Annotated in this window: 16 protein-coding genes; 7 read left to right on the top strand and 9 right to left on the bottom strand. The window is 64.1% G+C overall.

Going from position 1 to position 15916, the window contains the following annotated elements:
• Positions 1-325 precede the first annotated feature (325 nt).
• From CDV46_RS26190 to CDV46_RS26220, 7 genes are all read left to right on the top strand, one after another.
• Positions 326-1159 (top strand): DUF2092 domain-containing protein, encoded by an 834-nt coding sequence (locus CDV46_RS26190; RefSeq protein WP_176399205.1) that lies wholly within the window; start codon positions 326-328, stop codon positions 1157-1159.
• A gap of 639 nt (positions 1160-1798) precedes the next feature.
• A complete protein-coding gene (locus CDV46_RS26975; RefSeq protein WP_140413490.1) occupies positions 1799-1984 on the top strand; it encodes a hypothetical protein in 186 nt (61 codons plus the stop codon).
• A gap of 183 nt (positions 1985-2167) precedes the next feature.
• A complete protein-coding gene (gene arfB, locus CDV46_RS26200; RefSeq protein WP_058378835.1) occupies positions 2168-2575 on the top strand; it encodes an alternative ribosome rescue aminoacyl-tRNA hydrolase ArfB in 408 nt (135 codons plus the stop codon).
• A 131-nt stretch (positions 2576-2706) separates the two neighbouring features.
• Positions 2707-3039, top strand: coding sequence for a helix-turn-helix domain-containing protein (locus CDV46_RS26205; protein WP_170936014.1), 333 nt, complete (start codon positions 2707-2709; stop codon positions 3037-3039).
• Positions 3036-4331, top strand: a complete 1296-nt coding sequence (locus CDV46_RS26210) for a type II toxin-antitoxin system HipA family toxin (RefSeq protein WP_087688991.1) — start codon at positions 3036-3038, stop codon at positions 4329-4331. Before CDV46_RS26205 ends, CDV46_RS26210 begins: the two co-directional genes overlap by 4 nt.
• Positions 4332-4455: 124 nt before the next feature.
• On the top strand, positions 4456-5136 hold the full coding sequence (locus CDV46_RS26215; protein ID WP_254916232.1) for a DUF2239 family protein: 681 nt from the start codon (positions 4456-4458) through the stop codon (positions 5134-5136).
• A gap of 125 nt (positions 5137-5261) precedes the next feature.
• Positions 5262-6704 carry an MATE family efflux transporter gene (locus CDV46_RS26220; protein WP_217896774.1) on the top strand — a complete coding sequence of 481 codons (1443 nt, stop codon included), beginning with the start codon at positions 5262-5264 and terminating at the stop codon, positions 6702-6704.
• Here CDV46_RS26220 and CDV46_RS26225 read toward each other — a convergent pair.
• The 9 genes from CDV46_RS26225 to CDV46_RS26265 all read right to left on the bottom strand — a co-directional run bounded on the left by CDV46_RS26225 (position 6602) and on the right by CDV46_RS26265 (position 15602).
• Entirely contained in the window at positions 6602-7816 is a 1215-nt protein-coding gene (locus tag CDV46_RS26225; RefSeq protein WP_058378838.1) for an MFS transporter, read from the bottom strand. The genes CDV46_RS26220 and CDV46_RS26225 overlap by 103 nt on opposite strands.
• A 237-nt stretch (positions 7817-8053) precedes the next feature.
• Entirely contained in the window at positions 8054-8296 is a 243-nt protein-coding gene (locus CDV46_RS26230) for a ChaB family protein (RefSeq protein WP_087688992.1), read from the bottom strand.
• Between the two features lie 128 nt (positions 8297-8424).
• The gene (locus CDV46_RS26235) at positions 8425-8580 is read right to left on the bottom strand and encodes a DUF3309 family protein (protein WP_084656217.1); all 156 of its coding nucleotides are present in this window, start codon (positions 8578-8580) and stop codon (positions 8425-8427) included.
• A 288-nt stretch (positions 8581-8868) separates the two neighbouring features.
• Positions 8869-9300: a PRC-barrel domain-containing protein gene (locus CDV46_RS26240; protein WP_087688993.1), complete on the bottom strand. Its 432-nt coding sequence runs from the start codon at positions 9298-9300 to the stop codon at positions 8869-8871.
• Between the two features lie 103 nt (positions 9301-9403).
• Positions 9404-9766 carry a BON domain-containing protein gene (locus CDV46_RS26245; protein WP_087726001.1) on the bottom strand — a complete coding sequence of 121 codons (363 nt, stop codon included), beginning with the start codon at positions 9764-9766 and terminating at the stop codon, positions 9404-9406.
• A gap of 177 nt (positions 9767-9943) precedes the next feature.
• Positions 9944-10438 carry a BON domain-containing protein gene (locus tag CDV46_RS26250; protein WP_087726004.1) on the bottom strand — a complete coding sequence of 165 codons (495 nt, stop codon included), beginning with the start codon at positions 10436-10438 and terminating at the stop codon, positions 9944-9946.
• 303 nt (positions 10439-10741) lie between these two features.
• On the bottom strand, positions 10742-12268 hold the full coding sequence (locus CDV46_RS26255) for a diguanylate cyclase (RefSeq protein WP_176399206.1): 1527 nt from the start codon (positions 12266-12268) through the stop codon (positions 10742-10744).
• 21 nt (positions 12269-12289) lie between these two features.
• Positions 12290-13828: a DUF2252 domain-containing protein gene (locus CDV46_RS26260; RefSeq protein WP_087726006.1), complete on the bottom strand. Its 1539-nt coding sequence runs from the start codon at positions 13826-13828 to the stop codon at positions 12290-12292.
• A complete protein-coding gene (locus CDV46_RS26265; protein WP_176399207.1) occupies positions 13818-15602 on the bottom strand; it encodes a mechanosensitive ion channel family protein in 1785 nt (594 codons plus the stop codon). Before CDV46_RS26265 ends, CDV46_RS26260 begins: the two co-directional genes overlap by 11 nt.
• Positions 15603-15916: the final 314 nt, after the last annotated feature.

A 15916-nucleotide genomic window follows, 5' to 3' on the forward strand; every position in this document is an offset into this window, starting at 1 on the left:
AGAAACAACTTGTTACAAAGTCATTCATTGAAGTTACGTAATTCTTAATCCGTTCGGATGATGCATTTCGTCTTGACAGTTTGCAATCCGAATCACTAATCTTGTTCCTACCCGACCCGATGGTCACGCGGCCTTGCCGGTATATTTGTGCGGGTCAACGATTCGTGACCCGCCCTGCCTCCCTTGCGCCGATATGCGGCGCCCCAGCACGTTGTTGTCGTCCCGTTCACACCCGCCCTTTGAATGAGGTCACACAGTGCCATCCATGTCTTCCCGACGAACGCTTCCCCATGGCCCGGATCACCCTGATTGCGGGCTGACGCGCATGCTGACTCGCACACTGACATTCGGTGCGGCGGCCGCCATTGCGCTGGCGTCTTACTCAGTCTCCGCACAGGCCCCCGCCTCGGACAGCACGCTCCCGGTGCAAGGCATGCCGGAGAAACAGCAAGGCGCCGTCGATGCGTTGACGAAAATGAGTCGTTACCTGAGAACCTTGCAGCGCTTTCACGTGGAGGCAGATTCGGTCACCGACGCCGTGTTGAGCACCGGCCAGAACGTAGGCTTCCTGCATCACACTGACATGTCGGTGCAGCGCCCCGACAAGGTCCGCGCAGTGGTCACCGGCCAAGCGCGCAATCGCGGCTTTGTCTATAACGGCAAAACGTTCACGCTCTACGACGAGTCACAGGGCAAGCGCTTCTACAGCCGGGTCGACGCGCCGCCGACCATCGATGCACTGGCACGGGATATCGATCAGAAGTACGGCATCGGACTCCCGCTGGCCGATCTGTTTTATTGGGGCATGGACCCTGACGACGCCGCTCAATTGCGCTCGGCGCTGTTCATCGGGCTCGATCGCGTGAATGGTGAATGGTGCAATCACTACGCGTATCAGCAACCCGATGTTGATTGGGAACTGTGGATTCGAGCCGGTTCGCGGCCCCTGCCTTGCCGGTTCGTCATTACCGATACCACCCAGCCGTCGCGACCGCGGCATTCCGTGAATTACCGGTGGAACGTCAATCCGGCGTTCGCGGCGGGAACGTTCACCTATCAGGTGCCCGCCGGCGCGCAGCGTATTGAGATGCGTCCGCCCGGGCCGCCGCAAGACGGACCCGAGCGCCAGACTGGACAAACGCAGGGAGGTCGACAATGACCCGGATGACTTCCTTGCCTTCAGGCACGCCATCGACGGCGATCCACCGCAAGCCCGCAAGCCGCCCCGCGATGCGAGCGATCTGCCTGACGGTCGCGGCCACCTTCGCCGTCGTCTCGACCCATAGCTTCGGATTCGGATTCCGTGGCGGTGCGCGGACCAGTCTGCATGGTGGCGGTGGCGGCGGCGGTTTTCACGGCGGCGGCATGGCAAATGCCGGCGCTGGCGCGGGTGGCATGCAGCGTGGCGGTGCACCGGGTGGCAACACGCCCATGCACGCCAACGCGGGCGGGCCTTCCGGTGGACCGCCCCACAACGGCGGCCAGCCGCCCGGGCCGGGGCCCGGACCTAACCCATCGCCGCAGCCGGGGCCGGGGCCACACCCCGCGCCACCCGGCCCGGGTCCAGGACCGGGACCGGGGCCCCCATCCGCCGGGCCCGGGGCCGGGGCCCGGACCTGATCCGCATCCGCCGCCACCGCCTCCCGGTCCTGGTCCTGGTCCCGGTCCGCATCCCCCGCCGCCTCCGCCGGGGCCCGGACCCGGGCCGGGGCCGCATCCGCCGCCCCCGCCACCGCCACCTCCGCCGCCTCCGCCGCCTCCGCCCCCACCGTATTGGGGAGGTGGCTGGTACGATCCGGTGGCCGCCGCGGTCACGATCGGCATGTCGGCGGCGATCATCGGCTCGACGGTAGCCAGCTTGCCCCCGAGTTGCGTCAGTACTGTAGTGGGCACCGTGGCGTATCAGCATTGCGGCTCGACCTGGTATCAGCCCGTGTACTCGGGCACGGTCGTCCAGTTCGTGGTGGTGTCGCCGCCACGCTGATCTCACCGGCACGCATCGTGCCCGCGTCCATGCCGGCGATCTCGCGTCTCTCGATGCGACATCGCCGGCATGCGCTTATTGATCGCTTATTGATCGCTTATGGGTCTCAACACGATCACGGGCTTTGCCGTTTATGTGCTCACCCGCTTGTGAGCCGCATGGCCGGGACGTTATCCTTCCCCCATGAACCGTCGCATTCTCATCGCCCCCGAAGACGTCGAACTCACTGCCATGCGCGCTCAAGGCGCTGGCGGGCAGAACGTCAACAAAGTCTCAAGTGCCATCCATCTCCGCTTCGACGTCATGCGCTCGTCGCTGCCCGATGACGTCAAGGCGCGCCTGCTTTCCCGTCTCGATCAGCGCATCACCCAAGATGGCGTCATCGTGCTCAAAGCTCAGCAGCACCGCTCTCAGGAACTCAATCGCGCCGATGCATTGGCACGCTTGCAGGCACTGGTCGATGCCGCCGCCATTCCTCCGCGTCGCCGCATTCCCACGCGTCCAACGCTCGGCAGTCAGATGCGACGCCGGGATGCCAAGCAAGTGCGTTCGCGGGTGAAAGCGACGCGGGGCAAGTTCCACGACGAGTGAGAAGCGCCAATCACAAAAAGATAACTATCATTATCTTTTTTACGAATAAGCTATCTTTTATTATCTTTTCTAGCAAACCTGCGTGTGCGATGCTAAGATAAAGCATCATTTCTTTGAAAAAGCACATCAAGATGAGCTTTCTCGACACACTGATCGCCGCACGCAAAGAAGCAGGTCTCACGCAATCCGACCTCGGAGAACGCGCCGGCCTATCGCGCATGACTGTCCAGAAGGCCGAGTCAGGCGCGCTGGATCCGCGGATGTCGACGGTACTGGAAATGGCGCGCGCGCTCGATCTCGAACCGATGCTCGTCCCCGCGAGTCTGCGTCAGGAAGTCGAAGCGTTTCTGCGCTCCGGCGGCAAGTATCTGGGCCAGCCCAGCGGTGTATCTGCCCCGCCATCTATCGTTGAAACGCTGGCCTCGTCCGGCACGACACCGCGTCCCACGCCCTCCCGCTCATGAACATCAAGTACCTGCGCGCCTATCTGCATATGCCCGACGGGAGCCGCCGCCCCGTCGGCTATCTGTCGCAATACGGTGACATTCTTCGCATGTCGTTCGACGAGGATTACATCGCCGACGCGCGCCGCCCGACGCTCTCGCTCGCCTATCGCGGCGCCAGCGAAAACGCCACTCGCGACATTCTCAGATCCCCGCAGGACGCCCGGCTGGTGCGCACGGACGGCCGGTGGCCCGTGTACTTCGAGAATCTGCTGCCCGAAGGCCACAATCGCGAGCGCCTCGCCGCCGAACGGCGTTGCAGCCCCGATGATGAATTCGAGTTGCTCGCTGCGGCGGGCCACGATCTGATGGGGGCGCTCGAAGTCGAACCCGTGCCGCCGCGCGAAGGCGTGCCCGACGTCGTGCATCGCTGGCATACGGCACTCGGGCTCGAAATGATCGAGCCCGGTTTCGTCGACACGCCGGTTGAAGACGCCGCGTCATTGCCGGGCGTCGTCACCAAGTTCTCGGCGGTACGCGATGGCCGGCGCTATGTCGTCAAGCGTCAAGGCCGCGCCGGGTCGGTCATTCTCAAATTGCCCACGACGCGTCACCCCGATCTGGTCGAAAACGAATTCACCGGCTATCGGCTGTGCGAAGCGTTGGGGCTCGACTGCGCCAAGGCAGAGATCATCTCGCGCCGTGACGCCGATCTGCCCGAGCAGGTCCCGTTCGAACATATTCTGGCCGTGCCGCGATTTGACCGGCTGCCCGACGGGCGGCGCGTGCATATGGAAGAGTTTGCGCAAGTGCTTCAGTACCCGCCGCGCAGCAAGTACGGACGCGGGCTCGACGTCGACTATACGACGATGCTGCGTGTGCTCGACCAACTCTCGGCACAGCCCGTGCAGGATGTGCGGGAATTCATGCGGCGTCTGATTGCCTTCATCCTGCTGGGCAATACCGACGCGCACCTCAAGAACTGGGCGCTGACCTATCCCGACGCCCACACACCGCAACTCGCGCCGGTCTATGACCCGGTATGCGTGGCGGCGTTTTTCCACGACGTGCCCGCATCGCACTACGGTGTGAATCGCGCCATCGACAAGACGCTGCGTGCGTTCGGTTGGCCGGCCCTCGAAGCGCTGTTGAAGGGCGCCGGTCTGCTGCGCGTCTCGCGGATGATGACGATTGCCCGCGAAACCGTCTCCGAAGCACAGGCCGCATGGCCCAAGCTGCTGGACGACGCCCCCGCCGCCGTGCGCGCCACCGTGCTCGAACGCCTCTCGGGCGGCGTGGCATTGACCGCCTGACACGCCTTCACTCAATCACTGCCCGCCAAAAACAGCGATCAAAATTATTACCCGGGTAATATTGCAATTCAAATAACACCCGGGTAATATTCGCCGGTACCTGATTCATTACCGGAGATTCGCCGTGTCCGTCACGCCCGCTGCCGTCCCGCCCGCTACCGTCCCTACCTATACCGTCTTTCGCGGCATGCGCCGCATTGCCGTCGGCTCGCTGGCCGACGCCGCCATTGCCTTCCAGCAGGCGTCCCTCATCGACACGCACCTGCCGGTGCTGATCTTCGACGACCTGACCGGCGACACGCGCGATGTGGATGTTCGCGGCACCGCTGCCGACATTCGGGAACGCTATCGCCCCGTCGCGGCACCTGTCGCAGCGAGTGATGCGACGCTTGCGCAACCCGTTTCCGGCGCCATCGACACCACCGACGCCCCCCAAGCTCCCGCCAAAAGCCGTGGCCGCCCGAAGCTCGGTGTCGTCGCGCGCGAAGTCACGCTGCTCCCGCGTCATTGGGACTGGCTGGCCGAGCAGCCCGGCGGCGCGTCCGTCGTCTTGCGCAAGCTGGTTGAAGAAGCCCGCCGCAAGTTCGCCAGTCGCGACCTGATCCGTCGAGCACAGGAGCGCGCCTATCGCTTCATGTCGACGATGGCAGGTGATCTGCCGGAATTCGAAGAAGCCTCGCGCGCGCTGTTTGCCAACGACTTCGACGCCCTCGGCAAACGCATCGCCGGCTGGCCGGACGACGTGCGCGAGTATCTGCTGCGCCTGACGTCAACCGACGATCTCGCCGAACGCATCACCGAATAACCCGCCGGGCCCGCGCGCCCGTCTCCCTGCGATTCCCCGCTCACCGGTCGGACTGCCGCACCGGAGGGCCCCGCTTTGCCCGAAATTCCCCTGAAATTTCATCGCAAACTTGCCTTGAGAAAACCATGACAACCGAAATCAAAGCACCACCGCCCCCCTCACCGGCACCGCCGCGCCCGCTCTGGCGGACGTGGCTCCTGATCGCCGTGCCGATGATGCTGACCAACGCGCTGCAATCGATCGCGGGCACCGTCGACGGCATCTATCTCGGCCACCTGATCGGCACGCAGGCGATTGCCGCCGTATCCGCATTCTTCCCGGTCTTCTTCTTTCTGCTCGCCATCGTCATTGGGCTGTCGGCCGGTGCCACCGTGATGATCGGACAGGCATGGGGGGCACGGGATTTGGTCCGCGTTAGAAACATCGCGGCGACGGCGTTGTTGATGATGCTTGTCGCGGGCGTCGTCACCAGCGTGCTCGGCGGGTGGCTTGCCACGCCGCTCATGCGAGCTCTCGGTACTCCGCTGGAAGTGATCGACGACGCCACGCGTTATGCGCGGTGGATGCTCATCGGCATGCCCATCGTGTATTTGCTCTGGCTGACGACGTCGATGAGCCGGGGCACGGGCGACGCGGTGTCGCCGCTCTTCACGTTGCTGATCGCGACCGTGCTCGCGCTGTGCCTCACGCCCGCCTTCATCGATGGATGGGGGCCGCTCCCGAAGCTGGGCGTGGCGAGCGCCGCCGCGTCGACCCTGATCGCGTTTTCCGTCGCCCTGCTCTGGATGGCGATGTACTGGCGACGCAAGGCGCACGCGCTCGCACCGGGTGCCGGTCTGTGGCGCAACGTCCAATTTCGACCTGATCTTGCCCGGGGCATCCTGCGCATCGGCGTGCCTGCCGCGATGCAGATGCTGACGATGGCCATCGCAGAAATGGCGTTGCTCGGCATGGTGAATCGCCACGGAGCGAACGCTACCGCCGCGTATGGTGCCGTCACGCAAGTGATGAGCTGGCTGCAACTGCCCATCATGACGTTCGGCATCACCGCCTCGATCCTGTGCGCGCATGCCATCGGCGCAGGCAGAAGCGATCGCATCGATGCGATCGTGCGGACGGGTTTCCTGTGTAATCTGGGAATGACGGGGGTGCTGACGGCGTTGGTCTGTCTGACGGCGCCGCTGATCATGCGCGGCTTTCTGACCGACCCGGAAGTCTTGGCGCTCGCGACGCACCTGCTTTACGTCACGGCGTGGAGCGTGCCGGTGATGGGCCTGACAGCGGTCATGACGGGCGCCATGCGCGCTGGCGGCAAGGTATGGGTGCCGATGGCGCTGGGGATGATCGGGCTGCTCGGCATCGAAGTGCCGGCTGCCCTGATCTTCGAGCGGATGGCCGGGCTGACCGGCATCTGGTGGGCTTATCCGCTCGCTTTCGTCGCGATGTTCGTGATGCAGGGGCTGTGTTACCGGGCCTTCCGGCGAGCGTCGTGGCGTGCCCAGAAGAACATCAGCATGCCCGCGCAAGACAGCAAGGCACCGACCCAGCCGGTGGAAGTCCAGCCATAACCGGCCGTAATGGCCACGCCGCCGAGCCATGCGCCGGCGGCGTTGGCCATATTGAAGGCGGAGTGATTGAGCGCCGCCGCCAGCGTCTGTGCTTCACCGGCCACATCCATCAGTCGAATCTGCAAAGCCGGCCCGATGATGATGATGGTGCCGATGGCGAGCACATTGATACCGGCAAGCCACGGACTGGCGGCGGTAAACGTGAATGCGCCAAGCAGCAGCGCCGACCAGATCAACGTGCCGCCGATGGCACGCATCAGCGAGGTGGCACCGACGAGCCGCGGCCCGATGATGGTGCCGCCAACCATGCCGACACCGAACAGCGCCAGATAGAACGGCACCCACGCTTCGGGCACACCCGCCACTTGCATGAGCGTCGGTTTGATGTAGCTGAACACGGCAAACATGCCACCGAAGCCGATCGCCCCGATACCCAGCGTGAGCCAGACCTGCGAGCTTCGCAGCGCCGCCAGTTCACGCAACGGGCTCGCACCGTGCGGAGCCGGCACATTCGGCACCCAGCGCCAGACCAGCACGGCCGTGAGCGTACCAATCGCACCCACGAGGACGAAGGCCGCGCGCCAGCCCAGCCATTGACCGAGCCCGGCGGCGAGTGGCACGCCGAAGAGTGTCGCCAGCGTCAGGCCGAGCATGACCTGACCGACGGCATGCACCCGCCGGTGCGGCGGCACGAGCGATGCACCGACCAGCGCCGCCACACCGAAATAGGTGCCGTGCGGCAAACCGCTCAGAAAGCGCAGACCGATGAGCGAGAGATAGCCCGGGGCGAGCGCACTGGCAAAATTGCCGATCGCAAACATCGCCATCAGTGCAATCAGGAAGAGGCGCCGGGGCAAACGCACGCCGAGCACGGCAAGCAACGGCGCGCCGATGACCACGCCCAGCGCATAGGTGCTGATGGCATGACCGGCTTGCGGAATCGTGATGTTCAGACCACGGGCGACATCGGGCAGCAGGCCCATGATGACAAACTCGCCCGTCCCGATCGCGAACCCGCCCATCGCGAGTGCGACAAACGAGAGCCAGACGGGAATGGACGACGGGGGCAGCGCTTCGGCTGCATCGACGGGAAGGACTTGGGGGGAACTCATAGGGTGCGATTTTACGGCAATCCGCATCATCTTGCCGGACGTGCGCTGCAATGCAGCAACCCCGAAACTTCATGAATCCGGGCAACCACTGACATATCACCCCGCTTTGCCTTGCAACGCAAAATGACGCCATGGCATCGTGCGCGCCCCAAAAAAAACCGGCCTCCAGGGCCGGCAAGGTGCGATTGCTCATCGGCTGCGGGGGCCGGAGCAATCGCATTGGGGGACGGCATTCGATCAGTGGTGCGACTTTTTCGCGTGCCACTGACCGGACGATTCATCCTTTTCGTAGGTCTTCTTCACCGCCGACCAGGCCACCTTGTGCGCGGTTTCTTCGCGCGACTCGTGGCCTCGGCGCTCGGCGGGTTCACGGTATTCGTCCCAAGCGGAATTAAACGCCTTGAGGTAAATCTCCTGCGCATGTGCCGGCAGATGGTCCTTGACGCTGGCCGGCAGCTCGTGGGTCTGGCGATACGGCATGACAGGCGCTCCTTGTTCACAATCTCCACGCGATCATCAACGCGATCGGTACTCGCCCCATCACGCGAGCCCATGCATTGGCAGGCTTACGCGACAGGGTTCGTACGATCCATCAGACGGAGTGACCGTCAGATGTGTCCCATCAGGACGAGTATCAGCACGATGAGAACGATGAGACCGATACCGCCGGACGGGTAGTACCCCCATCCACGGCTATGCGGCCAGGCCGGCACCGCACCGATCAACATCAGAATCAAGACAATCAACAAGATAGTGCCAAGCATGACTTTTCTCCCTTGCCGGTCTGGCTTTGGTCGACGAAGCCCCCTTCACTGATGCTGGCGACGTATTTGCCGGGCGGCCGCAGCGGCGGCTCTTCCACAGGCGGATCAAGCGGTCGGTCAGGCGGGGGCATCGGCGTCGGCTCGTCCTCATTCGGAGGCGATCGCGGCGGCGGTGTCCCGGGCGGTTTGCCCGGATCAAAAGGCTCGGGCAAATGCGCATACAGACGGGGGGCCTGCGTCAGCCGGCGTGTTGTGGATGTGCGCGGCATGAGCAAGTGACCTCCGGGCTCAATGCCAGTAAGGGTCGACGGTGTAATACGTGTGGACCTGTTCGGCCCAGTGCAGATCGCCCATGGTCGGCCAGTGGTCCTTGTCGAACCCGGGGGCCTTCTTGAGCACTTCCTTATCGACGTTGAGGATGAAACGCTTGTTTTCCACGTCGAGTTGCAGGGCATGCCACGGAATGGCGAACAGCTTGTCGCCCATGCCGAGGAACCCGCCGAACGACAACACGGCGTAGGCCACAGTGCCGCGCTGCACGTCGAGCATGATGTGCTTGACCTTGCCGAGGCTATCGCCTGCGGGGTTCACGACGTCTTCCGCGTCGAGCGTGTCGGCGGCCATCACCGACGGGCCCGGACCATCGGGCAGTTGGGTCGTCGAGCCTACGATGCGTGCGCCTGATTGGGGCGCAGGGCCCCGGCCGGTTTGCATAGTCATGATGTATCTCCTTGTCTTCCTGTGGGTTCGCAACGGGCCCTCGGGCCGCGTTGCGAAACTTCTGTCACGGATGTCACGGATTTACTGCGGAGCGATTGGCGGGTTACTGCGCCATCACCTTGATGTCGTCCTTCACGTCCACCACGCCATCGACACCCTTGACGGTATCCACGACGAGCGTCTTCTGGGCCGATTGCGGCACCGACCCCGTGAGGTGAACCACACCGTGACGGGTGGTCACATGCACCTTCGTCGAAGGCACGTCCTTCTTGGCGAGCAACTCTGCCTTGACCTTGGCGGTCAGTGCCGAGTCATCGATCTTGCGGCCCGTGTCGCTCATGGCACCGCTGGCGCTGGCATTGTCGGCAATCTTGATGATCCCGCCTTGATCCAGCGCGTGTGCTGCGATACCGGTGGTGGCAAGTGCGCCCGCAATGATGAGCTTGAGCAGATTGGCTTGTTTCATTTGTTGACCTCCCAAAAGAGTCTCTTGTGATTCCCCTCGCCCGGGGGACATGCCTGAGTGTTGCTTCATTACTGCTTAATTACTGCTTAATTACGGCTTAAGTGCTGCTTCAGACCTGACGCACCGCCGCGTGCATTGAGCGCGGCGCTACGTCTGGAATTCGTTGATCTATCGATCTCAAATCTTGTGGCCTTCCTGGCTTTCGCCCGGACGGCTCATGGTCTTGCCGCGCCGCTCGTGCAGCCGGTTGTCGACACCGGTGACGCCCGCCACCTTCGCGACGACGGTCTGCGCGACGTGCTGCATCCAGCGCTCGGGCACATAGCCCGTGAGGATCACCAGCCCCGAGGTCACGGTCACATCGGCGTTCGTCACGTCGAGATCGCTCGCTTCGGTCAGCGCCCGGCGAACGGCATCACGCAACGCCGTGTCGTCTGCCGACGGGCCCCGCGAGCGGGCATGGACCGTGCGACCAGCCGTCTCTTGCGGCTCGCCCGGCACGCTGTGCACACCCGCTCGCGGTTGGGTGTCCGCGTCTTTGCGCGGATCGTTTCCGCCCCGGCTGCTCCGGCTCCCTGATGCCTGATCGGCGTCGCCTGCTGTCTTTTCCGTCGCCACGATGAATGACTCCTTGAACTGCTGCCCGGCGACGGCTTTGGACTTGGCTTTCACCGCTGTCTGCTGTTGCGTCTGTCACCGGACTTGTTGAAACCGATTGTAGATAGCCGGTTTCGCCGGGCGAATCGGCGGAGTCTGAAAGACGTGTAGGCGAATGCTGGCAAGGATGGCTGCGGCGCGCGCAGGCAGTGAAAATCAACAAAAAAGACGTGCAAAATCAGTTGGTTGAAAAACCAACTGAAAGTGACATGAGATGAAGAAAATTCTGAAGAAAATCGAGAGATCGCTGCCCGGCATCGGAGAATTCCTACGAAACCGGGCAAAACACGGGGCGGTGTGAGACCTATTCGTGAGGCCTTATTCGTTGGCCGGTGCGACGGTAACGCGATTGCGACCGGTAGATTTGGCCCGATAGAGGGCGTCGTCGGCGGCCTTCACCAACCCGTCGACCATCTCGCGTCCGCGCGGGCGGCGCGAGGCCACACCGACGCTGACACTCACACGGCCAAGATCACTGGCGGCATGTTCGAGATTGAGTTGCTCCACCCGCAGACGAATCGACTCCGCCACGCGCTGCGCACCGGCTTCGTCCGTATCGGGCATGACGGCAATGAACTCCTCGCCGCCATATCGCCCCGCGCTGTCCGACGGCCGTTGCAGCGCCGCCCCGATGGCCCCCGCCACCGCTGCCAGTGCCGCGTCGCCAGCCTGGTGCCCGTGCGTATCGTTGTAGCGCTTGAACCAGTCGATATCGACAAACGCCACAGACATTGGCCGCCCGATGCGCCGCATACGCCGCCACTCGTTGGCGAGTGTCTTGTCCAGCGACCGGCGGTTCGAAAGCCCGGTCAGCCCGTCGGTACGGGCCAGCAACCGCAGCTCGCGCTCGGCCCGCAAGCGGCGCCGCAACTGGGCGGCCAACAGAAATGACGTGCCGACGAACCCCGTAATCAGCACGGCGAACAGGCCCCCGAACGCGTAGACACGCTTGCGCCACGGCGCCAGTGCATCGTCGCTCGACGTCACCACGATCAAGGTGATCGGGGCGTTGTCCAGAAACTGCTGCGTCATCAGACTCGGCCGCCCTTCGAAGCGGATCGGATAGATCTTTCGCTCGTCATGCTCCGGCGGCGGCATCGCTTCATAGCGCCCGGTCTGCGCCATGGTCTTGCCGATGACCGACGGGTCGTAAGGCTTGCGCATCAAGATCGCGCCGTCCTTGCCCAGCAACAGAATCACGCCCTGCCGCCCCACTTCGATGTGCTCGAACAACTGGCGGAAATACTCGGTGTCGACCGAGAGCGACACAATGCCGCCAAACGAACCATCCGGCCGGGAGATGCGGCGGCTCAGCACCATCGTCGGTACGTTGTTGCGCAAGCGCGAGTGAATGAAGCCGCTGACATAGAGACCGGCATTGGGATGATCGCGATGCACGGTGAAGTAATCGCGATCGCCGAGATTGGTCGCGCGCGGCACCTCACTGGCGGCATCGATCACCACGTCCCCATGGGTGTCGAGTACTACCAGCGAACCGATATGCTGTGAGGCGCCCGCCCGCTCGAAGATCAGCTCCCGGCGCAACGCAGGCGACAGCGCGTCGATATCGGGGCGTGCCAACACCTGCACGACGGCGTCGAGCGAGGCTTCATAAAGCTGGAAGTTGAGTTCAAGGTCGCGCTCGAGCACCAGCGCGATGTTGCGCTGGTTGTCGGCCGCACGGGCGAGCACCAGCAGGCGCCCCTCGTAAAGCAAGGCGGCCGCCACCACGGTGAGCAGCACCGAGATGGCGACCCCGCTCCAGACAATCAACGTCGGCGTTCGCGACACCCATCGCGCCAACTTGCGAACCGCGAGCACGGTGCGTGCCCATAAACGTTGCATCGGCATTCTCAAACAGCATCCTCAAGCGGCAAAATCGGCAGCCATGTCGGCGTCGGTTCGTGCTTCGAGCCGCCCGTCGCGGCAAGCCTTGCGGAACACTTCGTAGTCGCGCTCGACCTGATCGGCATAGTCGGTGGCGTAATGGATCAGCGCCTCGCCAAGGCGAATGCCCTTGCCCACGTAACCCAGTTGCTCTGCCGCACAACCGCCAGCCTTCGCATGCGCACGGGCGAGCACCCAGCCGCACAGGCCCGCGTATTCACGGAAACCTTCGGCACGGAACAGTTCGAACTGCGCGGAAATCTTCATATCGCGCAACTGCCGCCCGTAGATGCACCGCCCGAACGGCCCGCTGCCCCAGCCGAGAAACGCGTCCGAGGCCGCCTGCATCAGGCGTTGTCCCTCGACCACACGGCGGCCGTCGTGCTTGGGCGTCACGTTCTTGAAGAACCGTGACACCACCGACTTCGACGCTTCCTTGAACTGGAGGAACAGCGGCTGCTCGTGCGCGTCCATCATCAGCAGCACCAGACAGCGTGTGCCGACACTGCCCACGCCCACCACCTTGAACGCCAGATCCTGCTGCGTGTAGTTGGCGAGCATGCGCGCACGATCGGGCGGCAGCGAACTCACGTAACTCTTATAAACAGGGTCGAACAGCGTACGCCAGTCGCCCGTGCCGAGCCAGTCGTCTTCCGGACCGAACAATGTGGTCGCACCGTGCACGTGGAAGACCGTCGGCGGCGTGTCGCGAATCTGCCAGTGGCCGCCGACCTGCTGGGCGAACTTGGGCAGCACGTTTTCGTGCGTGCGTCCGGTCGCACGGGCGATGCCCCGTTTGACGCCCTCCCGCACCCGGTCAGTCTCGGCCAGATTCAACATGCGCTCGAACGTGATCTGCTCGTGCCAGAGCGCAATGGTCGACATCCGCGCATATTCGTCCAGACGACGGGCATAGCTATCGACGGCGGTGCGCACCATCTCGACACCCAGCGTGTCCCCAAACCCGAATTGCCGTGCGGCCAGCACCAGACTGACCACGAGTCGCTTGATATCCCACTCCCACGGGCCCGGCGCCGTTTCGTCGAAATCGTTCAGGTCGAAGATCAACGCGCGCTCCGGCGTGGCAAACCCGCCGAAGTTGGCCAGATGGCAGTCGCCGCAGATCTGCATCGTGAGCCCCGAGTTCGGGGTGCCCGCGAGATCGTGCGCCTGCACGATGGCGCTGCCACGGTAGAACGCAAACGGCGACGCGAGCATGCGGCCATAGCGCAACGGCACCAGCGAGGCCACGCGCCCTTCACTGCTGATGCGCAGCAACTCGACGACATCGCGGTCGGTATTGCCGAGATGCGACTGGCTGCTGCGCGGCGTCTTGTCGCGCAGCTTGCGGCCAGCGGCAACCCGGGTCTCGAACGGAATCACCGGTGCCGCAGGTGCCACGGGCGCGGTCGATGCCGTCTCGGCCGCCGAGGCCGCAGGAGCGCTAGTGCTGGCAGAAGGCGCCCGGCGAGCTGCTGACGACGATGAGGCAGACGAGGGTCTGGATTTAGCGGCCATGAGCTTCTCCTTGTTCTTGTGGTGCCGGCGGTGCCGTGCGCGCCGATGCGGCGCTCGGGGCTGGCGCGGGGGCGGGATGCCAATGTTCCGGACGAATGACGAGCGGCGACTCGGGCTGCTCTTCGAAGTGCGGCGACATGATTTGCACGCCGTAGCGGTTGAATACGTCCTGAATGTTCTCGTGCAACGCAGAAACGGCCGCGAAACGTGTCGACGGGTCACGCAGCGTCGCAAAGACCTCGTACTCGGCGTAGAAGTCGGAGAGCGCGCGCTGCAACACGTACGGCTCGGGATGCGCGGCCACTTGCGGCGTCTCGCGGGCGGCCTCAAGCAACATCGCGTGAACTTGCCGCCACGGCGCGTCATAACCGATCGTGAGCGTGGTGCTGATGGCCACGCCCTGCTGGCGCCCTTGTGCGGAATAGTTGCGCACGGTGGACGCGACCACCACCGCGTTGGGAATGGTCAGCTCTTCGCGCGCCTGATTGAGAATCTTCACGGACAGCGCATCCACGCCCAGCACGACACCGGTGGCGTCGCCGATCGACACCAGATCGCCCTTCTTGAGCGCCCGGCTGTAAATCACCACCATCCCGCTCATCAGTTGGTTGACGATGCCGCTCGATCCGATCGTGACCATCAGGCCCAGCAACACCGACAGCCCTTTGAACACATCGCTCTGCGCGCCCGGCATGTACGGATAGGCAAACGTGATCGCCAGCACCCACACCCCGACCGAGACCACGCGCCGGGTCGCCCCGGCCGTCTCCGGATGCATGCCGGGAATGGTCAGGCGGCCGGTCTGCACGGCGTCGAAGATATTGTTGATCAGGCTTTGCAGGGCCCGCGTGAGCAGAAAGATCACGATCACGGTCATGACGCCCGGGATCGCGCTGGCCACGCCCAGCCCGAAACGGTCGACGAGTGACCAAAGGAAGTCGGACAGCCGGCCGGCCAGCGGCTGACTGGCCGGAAATTGCAGCAGGACGAAGATCAGATAGAGATAGGCAAAGGCGAGCGCCAGACACACGGCGCCGATCTGCACGATCTGATGCACCAGATGCACGGCAGAGCCGGTCCAGTCGAAGGTGCGGGCGGTGCGCTGCAAGACGCGCTTCTCGAGCGTCTCCTGCAACTTCTTCTCAAGCCGGGCACGCATGCGGCCGACGCCCAGCACCAGCAGGGCCAGCACCCCGGTCGCCAGCGCGCTGAGCGCCACGCCGCGCAGAATGGTCGGCCAATGGAGTTGCTCACGGCGCGCCGCAAAGGCCACTTGCAGCCGGGCACGCACGTCGGCGGCGGCCGCATCGAGCGAGCGGGCGTCACCCGGCGCGAGATCGTCAGGCGTGAGGGCAAAGAGAATGCGGTCCTGCAAGCGGAAGGCGATGCCCGACACACCGCTGAGCGAGCCGCGCAACAGGTCGACCGGGGCATCGAACGCGCCGGGCGGCAGGCTTTCCAGCACGGCTTGTGCGCGGGCAGCCCGCACGGCGGGCGTCGCCCCGGCCACCGTGCCATGGAAGGTCACGATGGGACGGTCCATGAAGCGCAGCGCCACCCCGTCCGGCGTGGCGACCGCCGACGTGTCCGGACTTGGCGCCACATCGCCTTGTGCATCCGTGGCCCGTGACGCGTCGACCGGCGTCGCGCCCGTCTGGCTGGCCGCACCGTTCGAGGCACCTGCCTCCGGCCCTGCTGCGGCCACCGGCATTGCCGTCGCGACCGCTATTCCACACACCCACAGCACTTGCAACAGCCCCATGCGAATGCGCATATCACGGCTCCGGCGGGCAAGTTGGCCATCAAGATTGAATGCAGTGCGAGGAAATCCCGCGGAAATCAGGCAAAATCGAGGGCTGTCGAATTCTGCCCCCGGTTTTGCAGCCCGGCACATCCAGGACCGCGCATGAATCCGATTGCGGTCACGGCGGCTGTCTCCCCCGAAAACCACGGGCGGGAGCGGGTATGAACGGATTATTCACTATGGCATGGGTACTGTCGAGATCGGTGCAGGTCGCCGCGCTTCGGCCGATCCCTTGGCGCCCGTCGACCTGGCACGGACGGTAGGTGCCGTGTCAGAAAATTTCT

Origin of the sequence: Pandoraea sp. PE-S2T-3, assembly GCF_002179965.1 — a bacterium.
GTDB lineage: Bacteria > Pseudomonadota > Gammaproteobacteria > Burkholderiales > Burkholderiaceae > Pandoraea.

Bases quoted from the DNA above. Each gene is read 5' to 3' on its own strand.
- CDV46_RS26190 (WP_176399205.1), top strand. From the start codon at position 326: ATGCTGACTCGCACACTGACATTCGGTGCGGCGGCCGCCATTGCGCTG.
- CDV46_RS26210 (WP_087688991.1), top strand. From the start codon at position 3,036: ATGAACATCAAGTACCTGCGCGCCTATCTGCATATGCCCGACGGGAGC.
- CDV46_RS26205 (WP_170936014.1), top strand. From the start codon at position 2,707: ATGAGCTTTCTCGACACACTGATCGCCGCACGCAAAGAAGCAGGTCTC.
- CDV46_RS26230 (WP_087688992.1), bottom strand. From the start codon at position 8,296: ATGCCGTATCGCCAGACCCACGAGCTGCCGGCCAGCGTCAAGGACCAT.
- CDV46_RS26240 (WP_087688993.1), bottom strand. From the start codon at position 9,300: ATGACTATGCAAACCGGCCGGGGCCCTGCGCCCCAATCAGGCGCACGC.
- CDV46_RS26255 (WP_176399206.1), bottom strand. From the start codon at position 12,268: ATGCAACGTTTATGGGCACGCACCGTGCTCGCGGTTCGCAAGTTGGCG.
- CDV46_RS26260 (WP_087726006.1), bottom strand. From the start codon at position 13,828: ATGGCCGCTAAATCCAGACCCTCGTCTGCCTCATCGTCGTCAGCAGCT.
- CDV46_RS26225 (WP_058378838.1), bottom strand. From the start codon at position 7,816: ATGAGTTCCCCCCAAGTCCTTCCCGTCGATGCAGCCGAAGCGCTGCCC.
- arfB (WP_058378835.1), top strand. From the start codon at position 2,168: ATGAACCGTCGCATTCTCATCGCCCCCGAAGACGTCGAACTCACTGCC.
- CDV46_RS26235 (WP_084656217.1), bottom strand. From the start codon at position 8,580: ATGCTTGGCACTATCTTGTTGATTGTCTTGATTCTGATGTTGATCGGT.
- CDV46_RS26265 (WP_176399207.1), bottom strand. From the start codon at position 15,602: ATGCGCATTCGCATGGGGCTGTTGCAAGTGCTGTGGGTGTGTGGAATA.
- CDV46_RS26220 (WP_217896774.1), top strand. From the start codon at position 5,262: ATGACAACCGAAATCAAAGCACCACCGCCCCCCTCACCGGCACCGCCG.
- CDV46_RS26245 (WP_087726001.1), bottom strand. From the start codon at position 9,766: ATGAAACAAGCCAATCTGCTCAAGCTCATCATTGCGGGCGCACTTGCC.